Raw genomic sequence first — 21314 nt, forward strand, 5'->3', positions numbered from 1 at the left:
CACCCTACGGGCGGCCTCGACCTTGTACTCGGTCGTGAACGACCTGCGTTTGCGGGACATGGGGACATCCTTCCAGCGGAACTATCGGTCCCGCTATCTCGGTGTCCACCATCCGGGGGGAACCTCAGTAGGCCGCTGAACTGCTAGTTTGCTTGACCACTCGATCCGGGGCGGTGTGTGCCGGCCACAGTTGCAACAAGTAATCATCGGAATCTGCGACGAAATTGGTGGATGCGGGATGGGCATCGTCCGTTCCCGAGGCGCTGTACCGCACCCGGTAGCTCCCTGCAGAGAAGTACGTGGAATCTCCGAGTGCGTCTCCACCCAACTCCACGATGGAGTACGCCGAACGCTCAGGGACGATCATGGTCGCTTCCACGATGTCCTCCCACCGGTCGTCGAGAGCGGGTTCGCGAGTGTGGAGCTCGGCGCGCACATGCGGATCGCCTACGTTAGGCCCGGTGATCAGGACGAGCTGGCCTGGCGTTGCTGCACCGCACAACCCGTTGCGCTGACCGATGAAAGCTCCATCGAAGTCGCACCCGCCCTGGCCATCAGAGGATCGAAAGTAGAACTGGCCGTAGTCGATCTGGACGCTGCCGTCGAATAGGACAATGCACTCTGAGACGTCGGCGGTGCTCGACCCATCCGGAACCGAAGGCGGAGGTAGGGACATCGGTCGATCGTAAGCTGATCGACCGACACCCGTACTCGCGCTTGCCGTGTCGTCGATCACTCGTGCAAAGACCAGAACCGCCCCGGATAGTAAGTCGCCTATCGAGCGACTGACCGTCCACACCGTCCCCGGGAAGAACACCTAGATCGGCAGTTTCTCCATCGAGTGGCCCTGGGGGACCGGGGACGAGTTGGTAGTTGCCGTTCATGCCTGCGTGTTTCAGATTTCACTGGATTCGCGTGTGCTGAGGTCAGCGCCGCTGGGTTGCGGCCGCGTGGACGTGGACAGCGGCGAGGATCGCCATGCACACCAGGTCGAACAGCACTACGTACCCGCCGATGACGTTCATCCGGTGTATCGCATGCGCCGTGGCAGTGAAGTCTCCGAACCACCCCGGGTCCGGGGTGAGATGCACCAACCTTGTCGTCAGCATCGCCATGAAGGCCAGCGCACCGAGCATCGCGACCGTCGTGACAATGGCAGCGGCTGCCTGCGCAGCTGAGGTGATCAGCGACGGGCCGGTGGGTAGGGGGATGTCGGTACCGATGATGTGCCGGGTCGACGCCCGCTTCATGATGCGGCTGCGGGCGTTCATGACTGTGCCGCCGGTGCTGCGGCGAGGGTGGCGAAGACTTGGGCGCTACGTAGTAGTGTCTCGCGCTCGGCGGGGCTGTAGGCGAATCGGTCATCGCGCCGCGGTGATGGGGTCAGTGCCAGTTCGGTGACCCGTACCGCGATAGCGGCGGCGTTGTCGGCAGTGAAGTGGCGTGGGTCGGTGTCCCGCAGTGCTGTTGCGAGTCGGTCGCGCTGCCGACGACGAGAACTTCCGGCGATGGTGAGGATCATGCTGTTACTCATTTCTGTCGAATGTGTGTCGAGCGTTGTGTGCGAACGTGTTTCACACGGCTGTGAATGCTGCTGCCACGCCGAGGAAGTACATGCTTAGGCCGATTACCGTGAAGCCGAAAACCGTTCCGACGGCCCCGGCCGTTCTGCTGAGGATTGCGGCGGTACCGCGTGGCCGAGCACCGGCCGGTGACCGTGCCACGCCAATCGCAAGGCAGAGTGCTGCCAGCACCACCGCAGATTCAACCGCAGTCAGTGCCGCCTGCTTCGACAGTGAGTCGAGCTTGTCGACGTCGGCTGCCGGCTCGTTCATCGCTGTTCTACGCGCCGACGCGGGTCCGTCGCCAGGCGCGTGGCGTTGAGGTCCGTCCAGGGGTTTGCGGGAGCGTCTTGTGCCGGCAGATCGGTGACGGCAGCGAGGTAGACGTTGGCTAAGTGTCCGCGGTCTGCGATGGCGGACAGTAGTTGAAGGCTGCGTCTGCAGGTGCGGCGAAGGGTGGCGACAACGTCGTCGAGCGAATCGATGACGAGGTATGCGGGAGTGAAGTCCCGGGTGGTGGCTTGACCGTTGTCGATCAGAGTTTTGCGTTGAGTGGTGAACCGCCATACGGAGTCCATGACGGCGACGGGATTGTGGTCGTTGTCCGAGGCCCGCGCGAACGTGGGGGCCGTCCGCGGCCTCACCGTGACCATCCAGACGTGCGGAGTGTGGGCATTGAGGGTCTCTGTGAGGGTGTGCGCGAGGCGCGTCGACGCCGGTGGTGCGGCGTTGAGGAGGAGGTGACCGTCACGCTGGGGGTGCCACGTTCGGGTGCCCCCAGCGTCGTGCGCGTCGATGCGGACAGCGATGTCGGTGTTGGGGTCGTCCAGCTCTGTCAGCATCGTGACGGTTCCTTGTGTTCGAGTGGCGAGGTAGGTCGGCTACGAAGCAATCTGTGCAGTGGGATTGGTAATCCGGGTGCGGAAGAGATTGGTGAGCTCGTCTGCACCGGTTCGACCGTTGTCGGCTATCGGCTTGCTCGCGTAAGAGTTGTGCGAGTCGGTGGCGAGAGAGGTGGCGTAGTTGAGCACTTCGTCGAGTACACGGCCTGGGGTGAGATCGTCGGCCAGTCGGTTCAAAAGGGGGAACTCGTCGAGGGGGAGGGCGCGGAGTGTTTTGCGTACCGCGTTGTTGACCTGGCCGACGAGTTTGCCGAGATCGGCCGGTAGTGCCACATAGTTCTGGGCGGCTGCGTTGGTGGAGATCCGAGCTGCGGTGGTGCCGATCGCGATGTATTCGTTGATGGGCAGTTTGGACACCACGGTCCCGATCATCGAACTGAATTGGCTGGCGAAAGTGATGACTTGGGGTGTGAGGGTCGCCAGCAGGCCCGGAACAGCGAACATGTCACCGCGGTGGATTGCATCGGTGAGCTGCGAGACGGTGGTGGCCATCGGGGCGATGTCTGCCCCGGGGATGGTCATTTCTGCCACTTTTGCGCTCAGTGTGGAGACGTTGCCGGCGAGGTCGAGTGCGAGCTGCGGGACGGTGAGCATGTTGCCTGTGGTCACTGCGGTGTTCAGTTTGCCGAGTGTGTCGGTCAGGGGTTGTCCGTCGAGGCCGAGAAGTGTGGTGACGACGCCGGCAACCGAGGATGCGGGATCGGAGGCGTCGATTTTCGATCCGAGTTGCCCGACGAATTGCGTGGCGATGGCATCGTCGGGGGTGTTGCAGTAAGTGTCGTCGGGGTCGCACACGCTGGCGGTGATGTTGTTGAGAGTGCCGAATCCCTCGGGTCGCGCACCGACGAAGCCGTTGCCGGTGGTCTTGGTTCCGAGCTGGATGCCGGCCGTCGGACTCTGGCCGGGGTCGGCCATCAGGCCCACGGCGAAGATGCGATCGGCGCTCACCGGGCCCTCGCCGTTTCCGATCTTGCTGGCCAGATCTCCCGCGGCGTCGGCCCCTTGTGAGAAGCCGGTCAGCCCGAATTTGGTGCCCGGGCATTCGGCTGCTTTCTCGGAGATGAGTTGCGATGCGCGGTCGATCGCTTCTTTCTTGCTGGTTCCGTAGGTCTGGGCTTTGTCGTTCACGATCGTCGCGACGTAGGGAACTGTGTAGGTCTGCAGTTCCTGGGATGAGAACTCGGAGTTGAGTGGTTCCACGACGTTGCGGAGCATTCCCACTGGCACATTCGGGTCGGCTTGCTCGTTGGTTTCCGTGGTGCCGGGTATGGCCACCAAGATGTTGTCCGGGCATGCCGGGGCACCGGCTTGCGGGTCTGCGATGGCGGAGGGGATGACGACGATGCTGGCAGTGACGGCGAGCCCGACTGCGCTGACAACGATCCTTTTGCGTGTACGAGATGCGGTCATGATGAGCGTCCTTCGTAGGTGAGGGCGGGGTTGATGGTGGTGGACTTCAGCTCGCCGAGGCGGACTCATGGTGGGATCGGGTGTAGAAGAACGTCCGCTTTCCCGGCGAGGGAGTGTTGCCGGTGCGTGCTGCTACCCCGTCGCGGACGCGCGCGACAGCGCGGCTCAAACGCTGTCGGAGAGCTGCCGGAGAGCAGTTCTCCTCGACGGCGAGCGCTACGAGATCGGCACCTTCGGCGACGAGATACGCACGGATCAAAAGTGAGTGCTCATCGGCAGTGATGGTCTTGGACTGCACCGCCCATGCAAGAACCGAATGCAATTCCCGTGCCGATACCTCACACGGATTGCTGGTTGTGCGGTCTTTGGATCCGTCGGCCACCCGGTGGAGCTGGTCGGGTTCGGCTGGCGTTTCCACCGCGGATTCGCATGTCTTGGTGATCAGCCCCAGCGTCCGAAGCGAGAGCGCCCCGGCAATCCCAGTGCCGCCGAATCGGTACGTGGCGATCACCTCATAGAAGGCGGCGATGGTGCGAGAGGCGCGTTCTTCGCGGCTGTGATCGGTTCCGTCCAGCCGCGCGTAGCGATGGATTCGGATCAGCTTGGGGAGCATCAATCGGACCAGAACTGTACCGGCGAGGGCGCTCCCTTCACTGTGCTCGATGAGCAGCAGGGACAGGGAAGCGTCACTGTCCAGAGCGGCAAGGTCAGCGATGTCGGCCACGGAGCGAGCGGCAGACCATGCGGGATGTCGATCTGCCCACGAGCGGACTTCGCGGCATGCGAGGGCGTCGACGCAGAGATTGGTCCACTCGGCGTTGATCGCCGAAAACAGCGACGTGCTGTATCCGAGTGGAGTGGAGGAAGGCGAGGAAGGCTGCGGCGAGGTCACGGGGGCGCTCCTGAGAGAGACAACTGAAGTTCGATCGCCTCTGACACAAACAGCGCCTTATATCCGCTGAGCTGCGGATTCTTCCCTGAAACGGTCTCGCTGTTATACCCGTCGGGCTTGGAGGCACCGGAAAACGGCATCGCCCCGCGTTCGACATGAACCGCCGTGACCTGCGGTTACATGGCCGCGGTGATAACAGCCCGACGAGACGGCGCGGGGCGGTGAAAAAAGTTCGAGAAATTTCCGGTCGGCTGTGTCACAGACCCGCACTCGACGGGATCTACCTGTTCTCAGAAGCCCGTACACGGCGGGCTACCGACAGGAGGACCCCGGATGGACGACCACGATCCGTCGGCCGCATTGCTCTCGGACACCGCTCGCGTGCACTCGGTGTCCGAAGAGATCCGCGGCCTCGCGGCGCAACTTGGCGACAATCCACTCAGCGAAGAGATCGCCAGCCGGGTCCGCGATGTCGTGCTCGGTGAGCCGGCCGAGCAGGCGAGGGCAGCGCTCGAACGGATGATGGCGACCCGCGGTCGAGGCGCTCTGCGATTGGTCGACGAGGGCTTCGTAGCCGCCACGGTCGAGCCGTCTCGGCGCGAGGAGATCTCATGAAGATCGGTCTCCGCAAGAAGGGCTCGAACGAGCCGACAGAAGCTGCGCCGACCACCGAGATTCATCAGTGGGCCGGCAAACAAGCGACCGCAACCAAGGCCATGAAGTGGGGTCTGCTCGCGGCCATCGGCTCCGGAGTAGTGGCACTGGCTCTGGTGTTGGCCGGCGTCGGGTCCACGACGCCGATCCAGAGCAAAGCAAACACTCAGCCCCTCGTCGATACAGCTCGTGAGGCAGCAGCGACAGACCTCGCGCAGGACTTCGTGTTGACGTGGTTGCAATCGAAGCGGGGAGACGAGAAAGCCCTCGCGCGCTTCGTCCGCACGGACGGAATGTCGCTTCCGGCTCAGGCGAGCTATACCGCGTCCGACCCTCGAATCGCGAGCGTGAAAGCAATCGATCCACCGACGCGAAATCAGGGCTCTACAGGATCGACGTCGCAAGGTGGACCGCTACAGGCGGCCGGCCAGAACTACGCGATCGTCGTGTCGGTCTCGGTGGTTCCGGTCGGGGGCGACCCGGCCGCGACGCCGGAACGCCGCTACTTCTCGGTACCTGTCGTGTTCGTGGGGGACGACGCGCGGGCTGCAGCCGTCCCCGCCGCTGTAGCGGCCCCGGCGACCGGCGGTGACATCACGCTCGGCTACCGATTCCGGGTCGGCCTCGATCACTCGCTCACCCAGTCGATCGGCCAGTTCCTCTCAGCGATGGTGGCTGGTGCCGGAGAAATTTCGCGCTACACCTCACCCGGCACACCGATTCGCGCCGTCACCCCCGCGCCGTACACCAGTGTCCAGATCACCGACCTCGTCTCGGACACCGATTTCTCGACGGGTGCGTCCGGATCGCCGACCGACGGCGCGACGGTACGGGTGCTCGCCACCGCGACCGTCACAGCGACTGAACGAGCACAGAGCTCGACCGTGCAATATCCGCTGACTGCGATCGCCAGGGGCGGCCGGTGGGAGGTGTCCGCGCTCGACCCGATGCCGTTGCTTGCGAACTCGACCGGTGCAAGTGCAGCAACCCCGACCACGGCCGTGCCGACCTCGACCGCATCGGGCATTACCGCTGGCTCTTCCGCAGCACCGACTCAACCGAACTGATGCTCTGCTCTCTCCCCATCCGAAAGGTACGAACAATGACCATTACCTCGCTCCTGGCCGATCCGTCGTCGACCGTCATCGCCGTAGGAATCATCGAATGGGCGAACCAGAAGACCACGGAGGTGCAGGACCTCATTCGCGCTGTCGTAGCTGTCGGAGTCATCGGGTTTGTCGCCGCCATCGCTTTCAAAAGTCAATTCGCCATTGCCAAGACATTGGTGGCGATCGTGGTTGGCGGGGCCTTGATCTGGGTGACGTGGAACATGACGGCGGTCAAGGACAGCGTCGGCGACGAGCTCCCCGGAACCGCCTCGCCCCAGAGCAGCGAGGTCGTGGTGGTGCCCGATCCGATCGCGGCGTTCATCTGACCCTGCTCGGCCAACCCACGAACACCTCGATTCAACGGATCCCGCAGGAGGGTGACCAACCATGACCGAACAGCAGGCCTCCTCGCGGAGCGTGGTCAAGATGTTCACCAAGGCGCGGAATTTTCCGCAGCTGATCGGCAAAGCACCGGACGGCCGAAAGATACCCGGCGGCCCCTACACCCTGACCCAATTCGTGGGCGCGGGTATCGCAGGCGGACTGCTGTGGCTAACCCAGTCGCTGTGGGCGCAGGGCAGTGTCATCACCAACGGTGCCATCTTCCTCGGCGTCGCCGGCGGCACCCTGTGGGCGTTGGGGAGGCTACCGCAGGGAGCACGGAATCCGATCTCCGTAGTCCGGGGTGTCGGGCGCGCGGCTACCGGAGCCATGTCGCCATCGAAGATCAACGGCGAACCGATCCGAATCAAACGCCCTCACGCGGTACTGGGGTCGGTGATCATCCTCGACGCCCCGTCAAGCCATGGCGCTGCTATCGGTGACCCAGCACTTACCAGGACAACCCCCGGTCGAGTACGGAATGCCGCGGCACCGGTGGAGCTCGACGACACGACAGTGTCGGCCGCACCAGCGTTGCGACCTCTGACCCAGCCGCGACCGGAGCGAAAGACCGCACCTGCGCCAGCCCTGCCGCGATCGGACGACCCACGCCAACGCACGCAGAGTCCAGCCCCGGCCGAAGCGTTCGACGTCGCCAACCTGGCACCGGCGAGCAGCGTTCAGCAGCTGCTTGCGATGGCTGCAGCGGCCCCCACCCCGACCCGAGAGAAGGCGTAATGGAACAACCAAACAGGCTCATCACCTCGAACTTGCGTTGGACCCGCTCCGGGGTTGTCTGGGCGGACTACGTCCTGACCGGAATCCCGTACGGGTACCGGCCGATCGAGGACCGACAGACCGCGCGGGCGATGCACAAGATGCTGCTGCGCGCTCTTCCCGGAGAATCCCTCCTGCTCAGTGTCGCGGTCAGCCTGGACCCGATGGCCATCGTCGAGCGCATGGAACGGGGTATCGATCTCGATCTTCACCCCGCGTGGGCGGACGAATGCGACGCCACGATCGACCGCCTGGACGAAATCCGACCCGGCCAGCGGATCTACTGGCTGTCCATCCCCCTGGCCAACCACAGCTTCGGCGACACCATCAAGTCGGCAACCTCCGCTGCATGGTCCTCGGTGGCCGACCTGCTGGGGATGCCGCCCTCCTCGATTCCCATCGACGAGAGGGAACGCCGTGCAGCTCAGGCCGCGCAGATCGCCGCGGCCATCCCTGCCTTCTACGACGCGACTCCAGCAACCCCTTCCCAGATGGTGTGGCTGCACCACCATGCTCTGCAGCGCGGCCTCGGCCTCGATACCGACATGCCCACCGCTACCGAGCATCCCGCAGGCACCGCCCGAGGATCCTTCACTGCCGCGCGGCTCGACGAAGGGGCTCAAAGCGATCGCCCCGAATCGGGTTGGCGGGCAAAAGCGCCGACGTTGTCGCGCGTGCTGAAAGTCGACCAACCATGGGAGGTGACGCCACCGCCGGCCAGCTATCAGTGCTTCCTGGTGCTCGCCGCCACTCCTTCCGGCGGCACGTTGTTTCCGGGCTCGGAGTACCTGACTCTCGCGGACAACCTGGGCGGCGTCGACGTCGACTGGGCGATCCGATTCAAGAACTCCGCCGCATCAGAGGTCCTGAAGAAGAACCGCCGCGCCTTGGTGCAGATGAACGATCAATACACCCAGCGAGAAGACGAATTGAGCACCGGCAGCGTCCTCGACGATGCCGCCGTGGCCCTCGCGGAGTACAACGCGCTTTTGGAGGCGGACGCAATGGAGATGGAAGTGCAATCGACCACCATCTTCTGTGTCGCTGCCGCGGACGAAGAGACGGCCATTGCATATCAGCGCGAGCTGGCGAAGGAGTTCGAGAGTTCGACATATAGATTGCAGGCCCCGATCGGATTCCAGGAGGAGCTGTTCTGGGCAATGACCCCCGGTGTGCCGACGCCATCGATTTGCAACGAGTTCGCGCAGATCACCACATCCGAACATTTCGCCGCGTACGTACCGGTCACCCGCAACGATCTCGGTGACGGAGACGGACCGCTGATCGCACTCAACATTTCCTCGGCGCGCACCGGCGTCGTGCATCACGACATAGCCAAGAAATCGTCACGTGACGTATCCGGCTCGGTGGGAGCGTGTGGCGATCTGGGAGCCGGTAAATCCGGCTACCTGAAGACCAGTGGGAATCAGGTCGTCGACCGCGGCGGTCAGGTCATCGTGGTCGACCGAACCCCTCTGGGGGAGTACGCACTATGGGCAGAAGCAATCACAGACGCAGTGGTCGTCGATACCGCTGCGCCGGACGTGACGATGGACCCCCTTCGTCTGTTCTCTCCTGCCCGTGGAGGCGAAGTGGCGGTGTCGATTCTGTTGCCGCTGTTGCAACTTCAGCCGGACGATCGCCTGGGTGTTCTGCTGTCCCAAGTGCTCGAGCCGGAATACCGCGCTCGCTTCGGGAATTTCGCTACCCCGGGGCTGGTCTCGCATCTAGAAAGCGAATGCACCCTCGAAGGGGCGCGAGAGCTGGCCGGCAAGCTGAAGGTCTACGCCACCAAATCCTATGCAGCAGCCCTATTTCGGGAGGACCTACAGCCGTTCAATCCACGTGCGGGGGCCATCGTCTTCCGCACTCACACGCTGGAATTGCCCTCGGAGCGTGAGGTGGAGAACGAGCATCTGTTCAAGCAGATGTCGCTCCAGAAGCGGGTTGGGCGAATGATGTACACCCTCATCGCGCAGATCGCCCGCGGCATTTGTTTCGCGGACCCCAACACGCTCGGAGTGTTTCTACTCGACGAATGCCACCACCTGACGCGGTCGAGCGAAGGCGTCGATATCGTCATCGACTTCGTTCGGGACGGCCGCAAACACAATGCCGCGGTAATGCTCGGATCGCACGACCCTGAAGCCGACTTCGGTTCCGAGACGCTGCGCGGGCTCATCCCCACCCGAATCGTGTTTCGACAGAGAGACAAGCGGCTCGCACAGAAGTCATTGAAGTGGCTGGGCGTCGGGGAGAACGATGCCGACCTGCTCAAGGAGCTGATGGAAAACACCTCGCCCGTCGAAGGCAAAGACGGATACGTCGCACCGCATCGCCGCGGAGAAGGCTACATGCGCGATCCTGCCGGCAACGTCGGCCGCATCAAGGTCTTACTTCCGGCATCGGAAGCGAGATACCAAGCGGCGAGTACGACCCCGAAGGAATCGACTACGGAGCGCGCTGCGGAGTTGGCGACATGGTGATGTCGAAACGATTTGCGCACCGGCCCAGTTCGATTGGCGGCGGCGTCAAGATGGTTCTCGAACTGGTGCTGTGGTCGTGGATCCCGCGGTCGTGGTGCAGTGTTCTCGGTCGTTTCCTCGGCCCGGTCTTCAAGTGGGTAGTGGCATCTCGGATCCGCCGCGCGATCGTCACGGGTGCCGCTCTCTGGCACATGATCGGCCTGCTGGCGATCGCCCTGGCGTCCCCAGCACATGCCGACCCAGGTGAAACCCTGCCCAGCAACAGCACCTTCAGCTGGATGGACGTTCGTGACTCTCACGGAATTCTGGTCTGGGACTACTTCATGTCCATCGACGAAGGCTCGGTCGGACACCCGATGTACACCGTGTTCTCCACCTTCATCATGCTCGAGTACGAGGTGTACCGAGGGGTGACCGGCTTCGCGATTTGGTTCGTCACCTACGCCTTGCGGTTCGAATGGCTCGAGCTGCTCACTGCGCCGTTCCGTTCGATCGGCGATGCGATGCAGACGGTCACCGATCAATTCCAGCTCACGGGGCTCCTTCTCACTGCTGCTGGAGGCGTCGGAGCGTGGTGGGTCATTCGCGGACGGTGGACGACGGGAGTGTACGAACTCCTGATGGCAGCCGCGATCGCTGCTGCGGCAGTGGGAATCCTCTCCAATCCAGTCGAACGAGTCGCGGGACAAGACGGCCTGATCATGCAGGCGCGCGACGCCGGAGTGCAGCTCGCGGCAGGCCTGGCGAACGAAGGAGATACGACGTCGAGTTCTGACGAACTCATCGACGAGATCTCGGAGCAGATGGCCGATACGTTCATCAGGCAGCCGACCCAACTGTTGAACTTCGGCCGCGTCATCGATGGCTCGCCCGACGGAGAACGTTGCACTCAAGCCTGGGACGCCGGCCACGAGAAAGCAGACGGCAACACCCGAGACACCCTCAAGGACAACATCAAAGGCTGTGGCGGCGAAGGCGCAAAACAGATGAAGGACTTCGCCGATCACCCCGGACCAGGACAGGTCGGGTCCGGCATCGCGATGCTACTGGCCGGTGTGATCCTGCTCGGATTCGCCACAATTCTGGCGTTCACCCTCATCCTCGCGGTCCTCACCGCCCTCGCATCGGCCGTCAAGGGGATCGTGGTGACCGTCATCGGAATCCTGCCCGGAGCCGGCCGCGGAGCATTGTGGAAAACCCTTGCAGCGGTGCTGATGTCGATGGTCATCGTCATCTTCGCGGTGGTGTTCCTCGTCGGATACATGATCGTGATCGGGCAGCTGTTCAGAGGAGACGGCGACTCTCCGCTGATGATGAAGTTCATCCTGACCGACATTGTTCTGATCGCGGGCATCATTCTCTACCGCCGCGCAGTGAAGGGGCTACGGAAAGCCTCCGACGCTCTTGCGCGCAAACTCGGAAGTAGACCGGGAGCTGCACCGACAGCCATATCGACCAAGACCCCCACCAGTCCACTCGCCCAAGCCGCCTACGCCGGGCAGGTTGCCCGCCAGGCTTATCAGGGCGGAAAGGGACTGGCCAAGACAGCCACCCATGCAACGGCCCGAACCGCCAAGGCAAGTAAAGCTCTCGTCGACGGGACGGCCGCCGCCAGCAGTGCAGCCACGTTGGGAACTGCTGCCGTGGTCTACTCGGCCGGAAGAATTGCAACGGCCGGTGTCAAGAAGGTCGTCGGTCGACGGACCGACGCCAAAGCCGCCGAGGCCGCCAGCGCCAGCACGACCAAGGCCTCCGAAACCCATCCCCGGCTCCGCAAGCCGATGAACATCGACCTTCCCCCGTCGCCGTCGGTCGGCGGCTCCGGTCACTCCCACACTCCGGTTCCCAGTTCCGTCGGTGACCGATCGACGGGCCGCTCTCACGGCGACAAGGCAACGAGTGCACCCGGTATCAAGCGTCCGGTGGCTACCGCTCCGGCGCTGTCGACTCCTGGAAGCCGAAACGTTCGGGTCAGCCGCGCCACGGTGACAGGCCCTGGAGGTGGACGCTTCCGTGAGTACTCCACCGATGAGGGCTCGCCGCTACTGCTTCCCGACAGGTCCACGCGGGCGTCGAGCACTCCGCGTCGTGCACGACCGACCGTCGAACCCGGTGCCACCACGAATCCGACGGAGATCCTCCATCGGGCTGCTTCAGGCGCACGGCGATGACCTTGGTGGCCCCGCCTGAGACGGTGGTGTCGCCGGACTCGAAAGCGCCCCGTCGATGGTGGAAGCTCATTCTGGCGGTCGGAATCGCTGCTCTCGGTGTCCTCGTTGTCGTTCCGTTGGTGGTCATCGTGATCGTCACGTCGTCGGGCTCTAACGGCTGCGCTCCCACGGTCTCCTCCGGCACCGGTGGCGAGGATGCGTCGCCGTTGACGCCGTCCGGTCCGATCGGTAAGCCGACTCGTGATGGAACGACCACGATGACGTCCCCCTTCGGGCAGCGGTGGGGGACGATGCATCAAGGCGTCGACTTCGCGGGCCCGATCGGTACCCCGATCTACGCAGCTCTCGACGGCACTGTCGTCAAGGCCGGGCCCGCTCGAGGCTTCGGAATGTGGATCGTTCTCGACTCGATCGTCGACGGCAAACCGGTCTCCACCGTGTACGGGCATATGTATCCCAACGGCGTCCTCGTCAAAGAGGGACAACAGGTCAAGGTCGGCAACCATATCGCCGACATCGGCAATGCCGGCGGATCCACCGGCCCACATCTGCACTTCGAATATTGGGAAGGTGGCCGTCTACAGGGCGGAACCGCTATCGACCCGATGATCAAACTCGGTCAGGCGGGAAGCCCGCAATCGGCCGGTGATGGTTCAGCGACCGGCGTCGGTGCAGTAGTCGATTGTGGCTTCGGTACGGCGGGCGGAGATCTTCGAGCCGGGTCCGTGCCGCCCGAGTTCGAGCCGTGGATCCGCAAAGCGGGAGCTGTCTGCCCGGGCGTGAGTGCTCCGCTGATCGCTTCTCAGCTCTCTGCGGAGAACGGGTTCAAGTACGGTCCGTCCGCGCCGGTGTCGAGTACCGGAGCGTTGGGGCCGGCGCAATTCATGCCGGGTACATGGGCGACGTGGGGCAAGGACTACGACGGAGACGGGCGCGCCGACCCCAACTCCATCGGCGATGCAGTGATCTCACAGGCTCACTTCATGTGCGCGATTAACGGCGATATCACCGCCGCCATCGCAGCAGGAAAAGTGAAGGGTGACCCGACGGCATTGACGATTGCCGGCTACAACGCGGGCCCTGGCGCGGTGCTCGCGGCCGGTGGAATGCCGTCCGGCGGTGACTACACGACGCAAACACAGCCGTATGTTGCGAAGATTCTGGCCGGACAGGCGCAGTACACATCCCAAGGTTCCGCAGGCCGGTTCGTCCCGACCGGCGCTGACGGAGACAATGTCGTCGAGGCTGCACGCCAGTACCTCGGAACCCCTTACGTCTGGGGCGGCGGAGATGTCAACGGCCCGTCCCGAGGGGGATTCGACTGTTCGGGCCTGACCAGTTTCGCCTATTTTTCGGGCAAGAACATCACGTTGCCGCGCACATCCGAGGCCCAGTGGGGAGTGGGTTCGGAGATCCCGATCGATCAGGCAATGCCCGGTGATCTCGTGTTTGGATCGTTCGATGCGAACGGCCCGGGGCACGTCGGCATCTACATCGGTGACGGACAAATGATTCACGCCCCCACCACCGGAGACGTCGTCAAACAAGCTCCACTCATGGCTGGAATGAAAGCTCGGAGGATCTGATGTCCGTTGTCGCTCGACGCCTTATAGCCGTCCTCGTCGTCGTTGTAGCCGTGGTGGCGATCGCCTGGTCTTGCAGCTCACCCGACCCAGATGATGCTGCTTCGGCGACGCCGGAGACAACGAGCGCGCCGATCGCGCCGGCGCTACCCGAACCTGACCCACTGCCGGTCGAGGCAACCGAGATCCCCACTCCGACCAACAGCGATGCCGCCGCCGCGGAGACCGCGATCAGGCAAGCACTGACTACCTCGTTCACCTGGTACCCCAGTACCGACACGAGCTCGACCGACGCGTTTCTACGCGCCCGCCGATGGTTCACCGACAACCTCGCGGCTCAACTTTCCACCCCTGCAACGACGGAGCGCGGCCCCGGCACCCAGTGGGAACAGTGGAAGGAAGAAGACGCCGAAATCACCGCGACCGTTTCGATCGGCTGCTCCGGATGCCCGGCAGATACCGCCGAGCGGATCTATCGAGTTGCGGAGATAACGCAATCGGCCGTTACCTCGGATGCCACGGTCCCCGTCGACTCCACCACGACCGTGTGGGTATCGGCAGTGCCGACCGCAGTCGGGTGGAGTGTGGACACTCTCGACTTCTGACCTCTCGCTGCACATGACTCGGTGAGGGCCGCCGGCCGCTGTCCGGTCGCCCTGTACGGGCGTGCCGTGGGGCGCGATGTTTCCCGTGATCGGTGGCCGCCGTTCTTGCCCCTCGCGCTACGTGACCATCAGCTTCCGTCCTTGGCTCGCGGATCCGCGACGAGGAGCCGCGCTCCAGGCAGATCGGGGTGGCTTGCGTATGTCGAATCTCGTGGCGGTCATGCCTGGCACGGAGGCCGGATGGCCGTTGCCCGAAGGTGCGTGAGAGAGGAATCGAACCGTATCCGATGAGCAGTTGATGAGGCACCGATGCTGCCGAGAATTGGTGGTTATATGCCCCGGATGTGGGAAGGTCGCTGCAAGCCTTGCTCGCTTCGCTTCGCAGTTTGCAGCGTACCCCCCATGTCAAGGGGTGTCGAAGGCAAATGACTGCACGGGTGCCGGTAGGTCGGAACACCCAGCTCGACTTGTCGGACGTCGGTCGCACCATCACCGATAGATCACCGGTGACCGATCGGTGTGCCAGTGATGGGGCCATGAACGCATGCGCTGCTGCGCGAGATGAAGAGTTGTCGGAAAAAGATTCCCTGCAGTTGTCACAGAAGTCGACGCACTTGCATCTACCTGTTCTCGAGAAGGCACGACGAGACAGGGAGTCCCCATGAGCGCACCGACACGACTACACGTAGCGAGGGCACGTTCGAGGAGCAGTCGAACCGCGGGCGGCCCCCTGAGTCCTGTCATCGATCGAGGAGCGCTGCCGAACTTCGCTCGCATCGAGACCTTCAGGCTCGACGATCCCACCGACCGGATCGTGACCCTCGCAACCACCGACGAGGTCTGGTCTCTCGTCGTCGAGTGGAATTCGAGCAACCTGCGCGTCGATTCCGAAGACGAGCGCTTGAGCAGGCTTGTCGAGGCGGCGATCCGCGCCGTGCACTGCCGGCCTCACGTCGCGTGCAGATTCTCCCTCGACTACAACCCGACCCATCTCAACAACGAAGTCGGCCGCCGCCGCGTGGCCCTGACCGCAACGATGCGCCCGACTTCCAGTGACGGCATCCTGATCACGATCACCCGGGATGCATGATGGGCGCACTACCCGCCCCGGCTCAGGCTCCCCTCGACGGATACCGGTCGCTGCGTGATGCCCCGTCGCTCGACCCCCAGAACAATCCGTGGATCCGCAACTGTGTGCTCTGGGTGGCCGGTGGAGTTGTGTCGGCAGCGCTGGGCCCGATAGTGGAGCTCGACGCCGCGATCGCTTGGGGTGGGGCAGCACTCGGCGTCGGGGCTGGCGCGGTCGTCGGCTACAACGGCTATCGAGCCACGATCCGAGCCGAAGAGACCGATCGGGCGATCGAGCAGCTCTGCAGGCTGACCGCGTCACCGCCGACCCGTGATGTCCTGACGGCGACTCGGTGGCGCGGACAGTGGCCCGGCCGTCCGGGCCGGATCACGGTCCGCTATCAGTCGGCCGCGCTCCTTCTCGACGACCAGTGGGAGCCCCGCGTCGTCGAACTGCTCTCCCAGCAGAGCTGGGGTCGATACCAGATCCAGAAGCACAACACACGCAAGCGCCGACTCGTTCTCGTCCCGGACACGCGGTCCATTTCCGAGACGCATGTCTCGCCCGAACTCGTCAAAGCCACGCGCACGATTCTCGCGCTGTTGGGGCCGACCGGAAAGATCACCAGACACGAGACGGACCCGAGCACCGGAGATCTTGTGGCTGTCGAAGCCACCCATGAGGTCGGACATCGACTCGAGTCCGAGGGCTATCGGGCCCGAGTGCAACGAGTAGTGAGCGTCAATCTGCCCGGCCGGTGGCGTGCTCGCTGGAACCTCGAAACGGACTGGGTGCGTTTCGAGGTGCGCCCGACCTTTCCGAAGAAGCTCTACAACCCGGCCGGCCTCGACGACGAAAGGTCCACGACCGACCTCGGCGACCTCGCGCACTCCGACTACGACTCGGTCGCGATTTCGTACGGCGAGGACGAGGACGGCAACCCCATGGTGTGGCGGCCGGCGATCGACCCGCACTTCATGCTCGTCGGCGCATCCGGAACCGGAAAGACCGTCACCGCTCACACCCTGCTGACACAGCTCACCGCGCACGGCTGGCCTGTGTGGGTCGTCGACGGAAAAGGGGTCGAGTTCTTGGGGTTCCAGGACTGGCCGAATGTGCAGATCGTCGCCAGTCACATGGAGCACCAGATCGCAGTAATTCATCGGTTCTGGAAGCTGATGGAAACCCGGTACTCGCTGATCGTCAACGGAGAAGCTACCGAGGCCGACTTCGAGCCTGTCGTTCTGTTCATCGACGAGTACGCCGATTTTCGTGGCAACCTGCTCAACTGGTACTCGAGCATCAAAGGTAAGGGCGACCCCACCAAGCCGAAGACCCTTCAGGAAGTGGCGTCGATCGGGCGAAAAGGTCGCACAGCGAAGTGCCACATGGTGTTGGGAACGCAGCGTCCCGATGCCGAGTACTTCGGCGGAGACATGCGAGACAACTTTCGCCAGCGCGTATCGATGGGTCGGTTGAGTCCGCAGGGCGCGATGATGATGTGGGAATCGGCAACCACCGGAGTCGGTATCCCACGCGGATGTCGTGGGCGTGCGACCAGTGTCAACGACCACAACCAAGCCGTCGAAATTCAGACCTACTTCACTCCCGACCCCCGCAAAACCGCGCCAGACACTGAGGACGCCGCAGTGCTGGACCGCCTGCGTCCTCTCGAAGTGCGGCACGAGCGGTTGGTGATTCTCGACCCGGATCCCGGCGGCACCGAGGACGGTGAAGAAGAGATCCGCTTCCATCACGTCACCGGTGCGCCGTGGGCGCGCGCGGCGGACCATCCCAACCTCGATCCCGTCGCCAGGCGAAAGACTCGCGCGGACAGTGAGACCGCTCGTCGCGCTTCGTCGCCGATGGCAATGCTCAACCTCGACACCCCCGCCGTTCGCGAGCCCGCGCACGACTCTCAGACGTCGAAAGAGGAGCATGCCGTCCTCGTGCCGGCCTCGCCGGTGCGCTTCGACCGCCCGCACCTGCAGGTGGTGCCCGACTCCGACTCGGACGTCGACGACTGGGAGGGCTACGGCGAATCCGAAGACACCGCCCCGGTCGACCTCGTGGCCGGCGACCTGATTCTCCTCGACGAGGACGCCGGGATCTGGGTGGTCGTCGACAACGAGCCCGCCATCTACGGCGACGACTCCGGCGACGACATGGTCGGGCTGACCTGGCGCGGCGACGGCGATGCCGAGGGGGTGCTCGACATTCCTCTCGATGTGACCGTTCAAGTTCGTCGCCCTCTTGCCCTCGCCACCTGAATCACCCTGCGAGACACTCGATCAGAAGAGGAACAACCACATGCCCCAGCACGGCAACAACAGCAAAGCACTCTCGGACGACGATCAGATGGCGCTGATCTGGATCGCCCCCCTCGCGGCCACCATGGCTCTCGGATCCGCAGGCCTGTGGTGGTCGACAGCCATCGCCTGGATGGTCGACCATTCCATCCTGATCGCCAGCGAGGCATCCCCGATGGTGGCGATCCCGGCATCGGACGGTGCCGGTCTCGACGGTCGACGACTGATCGTCGCTCTCGCTGTCGTCATCGCACTCGGAGCCGTCGCGATCAGCGCCGGCCGCACCGCCTATTCAGCCCGACAGGCTCGTCTGCACGGAGGTGACCGGGGATGAGAACGAAAGCCACCAGTGGTCGCCGCGCAGAACTACGCGCGATCGCGAGCAGAGAATCGTTCACGATGCCACTCGGACAGTGTGTCCGAGACAGCAACTGGGCCTCGCGTGAAGTGACCGTCGCAGAGATGCTGCAGTCACGGCTCCCACGCCTCGAACGCCGCCGGCAAGCAACCCTCGCTGCAGCGGATCTCCTCGAATCATGCGAGATCTGCCCGCTCGCAGCCTTCGTCGCATGCCGAACAAGAGCCGAGGCAGATCGTTATACCGGCGTTGCGGCCGGCGGACTGTACGACCGCGGCGCTCTCATCACCGAAGAAAAACGACCCGACGGTCTGGACGCGATGCACTCCCGCGAGGTAGTGTCCCCAACATCTGATGTGCGGTCTGACCAACCGCATCAACTGAAAAGGGATGCACTATGACTGACGTCGACGTGGTTTCGCGTACGCAAAAGAAACTTCCCCCCGCACTGTGTGATGCAGTGCCCAATAGCAATACAATGAATCGCGACCGGAATACCGGTTCATGGAGTTGCTCGACGACGCCGAGGGGTGGTTCCTTCGGTCCGACGAGCGACGGCAGTGGTGCTGCGCGTGCGCAGCCTCGCTCCGCTCCCGCGGCGGGATCTAACAGAACATCTCGCCGTGGGAGTACCTCATCGGTGCCCTCCGGCCCGGCCCGCCGCCATCTGCTGTCCTTACGGCTCGGCGGCATGCCCGACCAGATGATCCTCGACCTGACGAAGCTCAACCTCAGCGATGTGGAAACGGTCGCCAACCTCAGATGTACCGAGATCACCGCGAGCATCTCGAAAGCGATTCTCGGCGTCACCTTCCACCCCAGCCGGGGTCGGGCGATGACACTCGGTGTCGGAGCTCAGCGACGAATCCGGGCACTCGTCGCGATGGGCTACTCGGTGCAAGCGCTGTCCGAACTGACCGGACTGTCGGTCCCCAAGCTCTCGACGTTGCCGTCTGATCAAGTCGTCCCCAGTGAGGTCTGGTCCGTCATCAACGATGTCTACGACCAGATCTCCATGACACCAGGTCCGGACGAACAGGTACGGAACGCAGCCCGCGAGCAGGGATGGGCGACGCCGCTTGCTTGGGACGACGACGAAATCGACGACCCTCGAGCGCGTCCACATTCGCCCCGAGGCATCCGCGGCATCGACGAGGCGGCCGTCTACCGTCGGTTGTGCGGCGAATGGCGACTGCCGCTCACACTTGCAGAGCAGGCAGAGATCGTCTCGATCGCGCTTCGGAGGCAGTGGTCCACGGAGCATCTCGCGGACGTGCTCGGAATCGATCTCGGCTCAGCGCTGAAGAAGAAGATTCGCTACCGTGCCCGGATGGCCGTGTACGCCGCTCGTTCTGATGGTGAACGAGAAGCTGATGTTGCGTAGCGACTACGTCAGAAGTGTCGTTGTCGCCCTGGCGGCAGGCCTCCTCTGGGTCTTGATCGTGGCCTCGTCGGCATCCTGGGCCGGCACCCAGGCAGGAGCCGGGATTGCGGCTGTCAGCCGCATCTCGATCGTTGCGATGGCTGGGATCGTCGGCGCACTCCTGGCGGCCGCGCTGCGGCCCACGGTCATCGCGGTGTGTGAACGGGTCGAGATCTCTGTCGACGAGGCGGCGCTGGGGACGAAAGTTCCCGTCATCGTCTCCGGCGTCGTGTGGGGCGTCGTCTCTGTGCCCGCCAGCACTCCGGCGAGTTCACCGCATGCGGCTTTGGTGTTCTTGGCTCTCGTATTGCCCTGGATTGCGTGGATCGATCAACGCGTGCAACGGATTCCGTCCGCTCTTGCGTATCTGGCCGCCGGTGGAACTGCAGCAATGATTCTGCTCACTGGAGTCGTTCACGGCACCTGGGGCGCGGTCGGCCGCGCCCTCCTCGCCGGCCCTGCAGCAGGTGTGGTGTTCTTCGCGCTTGCCGTTCTTCTGCGCGGCGGAATCGGTATCGGTGATGCGCGCCTGACGGTCTCGCTCGCGATGGTCCTCGGCTACGTCGGATGGGCAGCTCTCCCTGCGGCGCTGGTGTTCTCGATTCTGACGGCATTCGTCGGAGTGATCGTCGCCCGAGTTCTTCGAGCGATCCGATCCGAGCCTGCGCGGTCGCATATCGCGCTGGGCCCGTATCTCGTACTCGGCACGGCGCTCGCCCTCGTCGCGTCCTGACCCTTCTCCTCCCTGCACGTCGTCCCGCCACAGATTTCTTTTCTTCCCCGAACTCGACAGCTCCCGAAGAGGTGATCGCCACGATGGCGAAGACACATCAGATCGCATGGACAGCCGGTGCGGCCGCCGCGATGGTCGCCGTGGCGGCCGCGGCCGTCGTGGTTATAACCACGGACCACCACCGTGAGGTTGACTCGTCACCGCCACCGCCCCAGGTCTTCCACGACGTCATCACCGTTGCGGGCCTTCTCGACGCGTTGCCCGTCGTCGCCGATCTCGACAGCGCGGCGAGGTGGCCCGATGATCGGCGATCGGTGGAACTCGAGGTGCGGCCGCCGGAGAGCGATCACGGATGCGACACCATGAACATCGCGTTGGCAGCGGAGCTCGACGACGTCACATTCGTTGCCGGGACGGACAATTGCGTTGTGGCACAGGGCGTGTTGAACGATCCATACACCGGTGCCACCGCCGAATACGATGTGGCAACTGAAAAAGAGGTTGCGGCAACGGATTACGTCTACCCATTGGATGCTGCGTGGACGTTGGGCGCGGCTGCGTGGACACCTGAACAGCAGCAACGATTCGTCAGCGACGTCCACAACAACATCATCGTCGCCAGCGCGCCGGCAGTCGAAGACAGAGCTCAGCGCGGTCTTTCTCGATGGCATCCGGACAACAGCGACTTCGCGTGTGCCTTTGCAGCGAAATACCTTCGCGTGGCTCAGATATACGCCCTGCCCATCACCCGCGGCGATGCCGCCGCGGCCAGGCAACTCTGCGGTCTCGACGACACCGCTGCGACCCCTGCAGGTGAGTCGGAACCAATGAACTGACCACCAGATCGACCGCAAACCTCCTTCCATGATGAATGAAAGTCCCTTGCACAC

At 63.7% G+C, this 21314-nt stretch carries 22 protein-coding genes; 15 read left to right on the top strand and 7 right to left on the bottom strand.

Going from position 1 to position 21314, the window contains the following annotated elements; genetic code table 11:
- Positions 1 to 124: 124 nt before the first annotated feature.
- Positions 125 to 436, bottom strand: a complete 312-nt coding sequence (locus J1M87_RS27000) for a hypothetical protein (protein WP_051048283.1) — start codon at positions 434 to 436, stop codon at positions 125 to 127.
- On the opposite strand from J1M87_RS27000, the gene J1M87_RS27005 reads away from it, so the two are divergent.
- Positions 437 to 610, top strand: coding sequence for a hypothetical protein (locus J1M87_RS27005; RefSeq protein WP_157226228.1), 174 nt, complete (start codon positions 437 to 439; stop codon positions 608 to 610).
- Between the two features lie 316 nt (positions 611 to 926).
- On the opposite strand, the gene J1M87_RS27010 is transcribed toward J1M87_RS27005, so the two are convergent.
- Genes J1M87_RS27010 through J1M87_RS27035 form a run of 6 tightly spaced genes read right to left on the bottom strand, consistent with a single transcriptional unit; the run spans position 927 to position 4766 of the window.
- The gene (locus J1M87_RS27010) at positions 927 to 1271 is read right to left on the bottom strand and encodes a hypothetical protein (RefSeq protein WP_042940350.1); all 345 of its coding nucleotides are present in this window, start codon (positions 1269 to 1271) and stop codon (positions 927 to 929) included.
- A complete protein-coding gene (locus tag J1M87_RS27015; RefSeq protein ID WP_157226227.1) occupies positions 1268 to 1534 on the bottom strand; it encodes a hypothetical protein in 267 nt (88 codons plus the stop codon). Before J1M87_RS27015 ends, J1M87_RS27010 begins: the two co-directional genes overlap by 4 nt.
- A gap of 40 nt (positions 1535 to 1574) precedes the next feature.
- Positions 1575 to 1835, bottom strand: coding sequence for a hypothetical protein (locus J1M87_RS27020; RefSeq protein WP_042940347.1), 261 nt, complete (start codon positions 1833 to 1835; stop codon positions 1575 to 1577).
- Positions 1832 to 2404, bottom strand: coding sequence for a hypothetical protein (locus J1M87_RS27025; RefSeq protein WP_008720677.1), 573 nt, complete (start codon positions 2402 to 2404; stop codon positions 1832 to 1834). Before J1M87_RS27025 ends, J1M87_RS27020 begins: the two co-directional genes overlap by 4 nt.
- Positions 2405 to 2443: 39 nt before the next feature.
- Positions 2444 to 3874 carry a cutinase family protein gene (locus J1M87_RS27030; protein WP_008720675.1) on the bottom strand — a complete coding sequence of 477 codons (1431 nt, stop codon included), beginning with the start codon at positions 3872 to 3874 and terminating at the stop codon, positions 2444 to 2446.
- A gap of 46 nt (positions 3875 to 3920) precedes the next feature.
- Positions 3921 to 4766 (bottom strand): hypothetical protein, encoded by an 846-nt coding sequence (locus tag J1M87_RS27035; RefSeq protein WP_008720674.1) that lies wholly within the window; start codon positions 4764 to 4766, stop codon positions 3921 to 3923.
- A 333-nt stretch (positions 4767 to 5099) separates the two neighbouring features.
- Between J1M87_RS27035 and J1M87_RS27040 the strand changes: the two genes are divergently transcribed.
- The 14 genes from J1M87_RS27040 (at position 5100) to J1M87_RS27105 (ending at position 21260) form a co-directional block, all read left to right on the top strand.
- Positions 5100 to 5381, top strand: coding sequence for a hypothetical protein (locus J1M87_RS27040; RefSeq protein ID WP_008720672.1), 282 nt, complete (start codon positions 5100 to 5102; stop codon positions 5379 to 5381).
- Positions 5378 to 6487: a conjugal transfer protein gene (locus J1M87_RS27045; RefSeq protein WP_008720670.1), complete on the top strand. Its 1110-nt coding sequence runs from the start codon at positions 5378 to 5380 to the stop codon at positions 6485 to 6487. Before J1M87_RS27040 ends, J1M87_RS27045 begins: the two co-directional genes overlap by 4 nt.
- A 35-nt stretch (positions 6488 to 6522) precedes the next feature.
- A complete protein-coding gene (locus J1M87_RS27050; protein ID WP_008720668.1) occupies positions 6523 to 6855 on the top strand; it encodes a hypothetical protein in 333 nt (110 codons plus the stop codon).
- 61 nt (positions 6856 to 6916) lie between these two features.
- The gene (locus J1M87_RS27055) at positions 6917 to 7648 is read left to right on the top strand and encodes a hypothetical protein (protein ID WP_008720666.1); all 732 of its coding nucleotides are present in this window, start codon (positions 6917 to 6919) and stop codon (positions 7646 to 7648) included.
- Positions 7648 to 10173, top strand: coding sequence for an ATP-binding protein (locus tag J1M87_RS27060; protein WP_008720664.1), 2526 nt, complete (start codon positions 7648 to 7650; stop codon positions 10171 to 10173). The genes J1M87_RS27055 and J1M87_RS27060 overlap by 1 nt, the downstream gene beginning before the upstream one ends.
- The gene (locus tag J1M87_RS27065) at positions 10167 to 12344 is read left to right on the top strand and encodes a hypothetical protein (protein WP_008720662.1); all 2178 of its coding nucleotides are present in this window, start codon (positions 10167 to 10169) and stop codon (positions 12342 to 12344) included. Before J1M87_RS27060 ends, J1M87_RS27065 begins: the two co-directional genes overlap by 7 nt.
- On the top strand, positions 12341 to 13930 hold the full coding sequence (locus J1M87_RS27070; RefSeq protein ID WP_008720660.1) for a peptidoglycan DD-metalloendopeptidase family protein: 1590 nt from the start codon (positions 12341 to 12343) through the stop codon (positions 13928 to 13930). Before J1M87_RS27065 ends, J1M87_RS27070 begins: the two co-directional genes overlap by 4 nt.
- Positions 13930 to 14532, top strand: a complete 603-nt coding sequence (locus J1M87_RS27075; RefSeq protein ID WP_008720659.1) for a hypothetical protein — start codon at positions 13930 to 13932, stop codon at positions 14530 to 14532. The genes J1M87_RS27070 and J1M87_RS27075 overlap by 1 nt, the downstream gene beginning before the upstream one ends.
- 661 nt (positions 14533 to 15193) lie before the next feature.
- The gene (locus J1M87_RS27080) at positions 15194 to 15622 is read left to right on the top strand and encodes a hypothetical protein (RefSeq protein ID WP_042940345.1); all 429 of its coding nucleotides are present in this window, start codon (positions 15194 to 15196) and stop codon (positions 15620 to 15622) included.
- Entirely contained in the window at positions 15622 to 17871 is a 2250-nt protein-coding gene (locus tag J1M87_RS27085; RefSeq protein WP_008720657.1) for an FtsK/SpoIIIE domain-containing protein, read from the top strand. Before J1M87_RS27080 ends, J1M87_RS27085 begins: the two co-directional genes overlap by 1 nt.
- A 40-nt stretch (positions 17872 to 17911) precedes the next feature.
- The gene (locus tag J1M87_RS27090; protein ID WP_008720656.1) at positions 17912 to 18244 is read left to right on the top strand and encodes a hypothetical protein; all 333 of its coding nucleotides are present in this window, start codon (positions 17912 to 17914) and stop codon (positions 18242 to 18244) included.
- A gap of 664 nt (positions 18245 to 18908) precedes the next feature.
- Positions 18909 to 19652 (top strand): hypothetical protein, encoded by a 744-nt coding sequence (locus J1M87_RS27095; RefSeq protein ID WP_008720654.1) that lies wholly within the window; start codon positions 18909 to 18911, stop codon positions 19650 to 19652.
- On the top strand, positions 19624 to 20424 hold the full coding sequence (locus J1M87_RS27100; protein WP_051048279.1) for an A24 family peptidase: 801 nt from the start codon (positions 19624 to 19626) through the stop codon (positions 20422 to 20424). The genes J1M87_RS27095 and J1M87_RS27100 overlap by 29 nt, the downstream gene beginning before the upstream one ends.
- A gap of 83 nt (positions 20425 to 20507) precedes the next feature.
- Positions 20508 to 21260: a hypothetical protein gene (locus J1M87_RS27105; protein WP_008720652.1), complete on the top strand. Its 753-nt coding sequence runs from the start codon at positions 20508 to 20510 to the stop codon at positions 21258 to 21260.
- Positions 21261 to 21314 lie beyond the last annotated feature (54 nt).

Source organism: Rhodococcus sp. KRD162 (genome assembly GCF_017168335.1).
Taxonomy (GTDB): Bacteria; Actinomycetota; Actinomycetes; order Mycobacteriales; family Mycobacteriaceae; genus Rhodococcoides.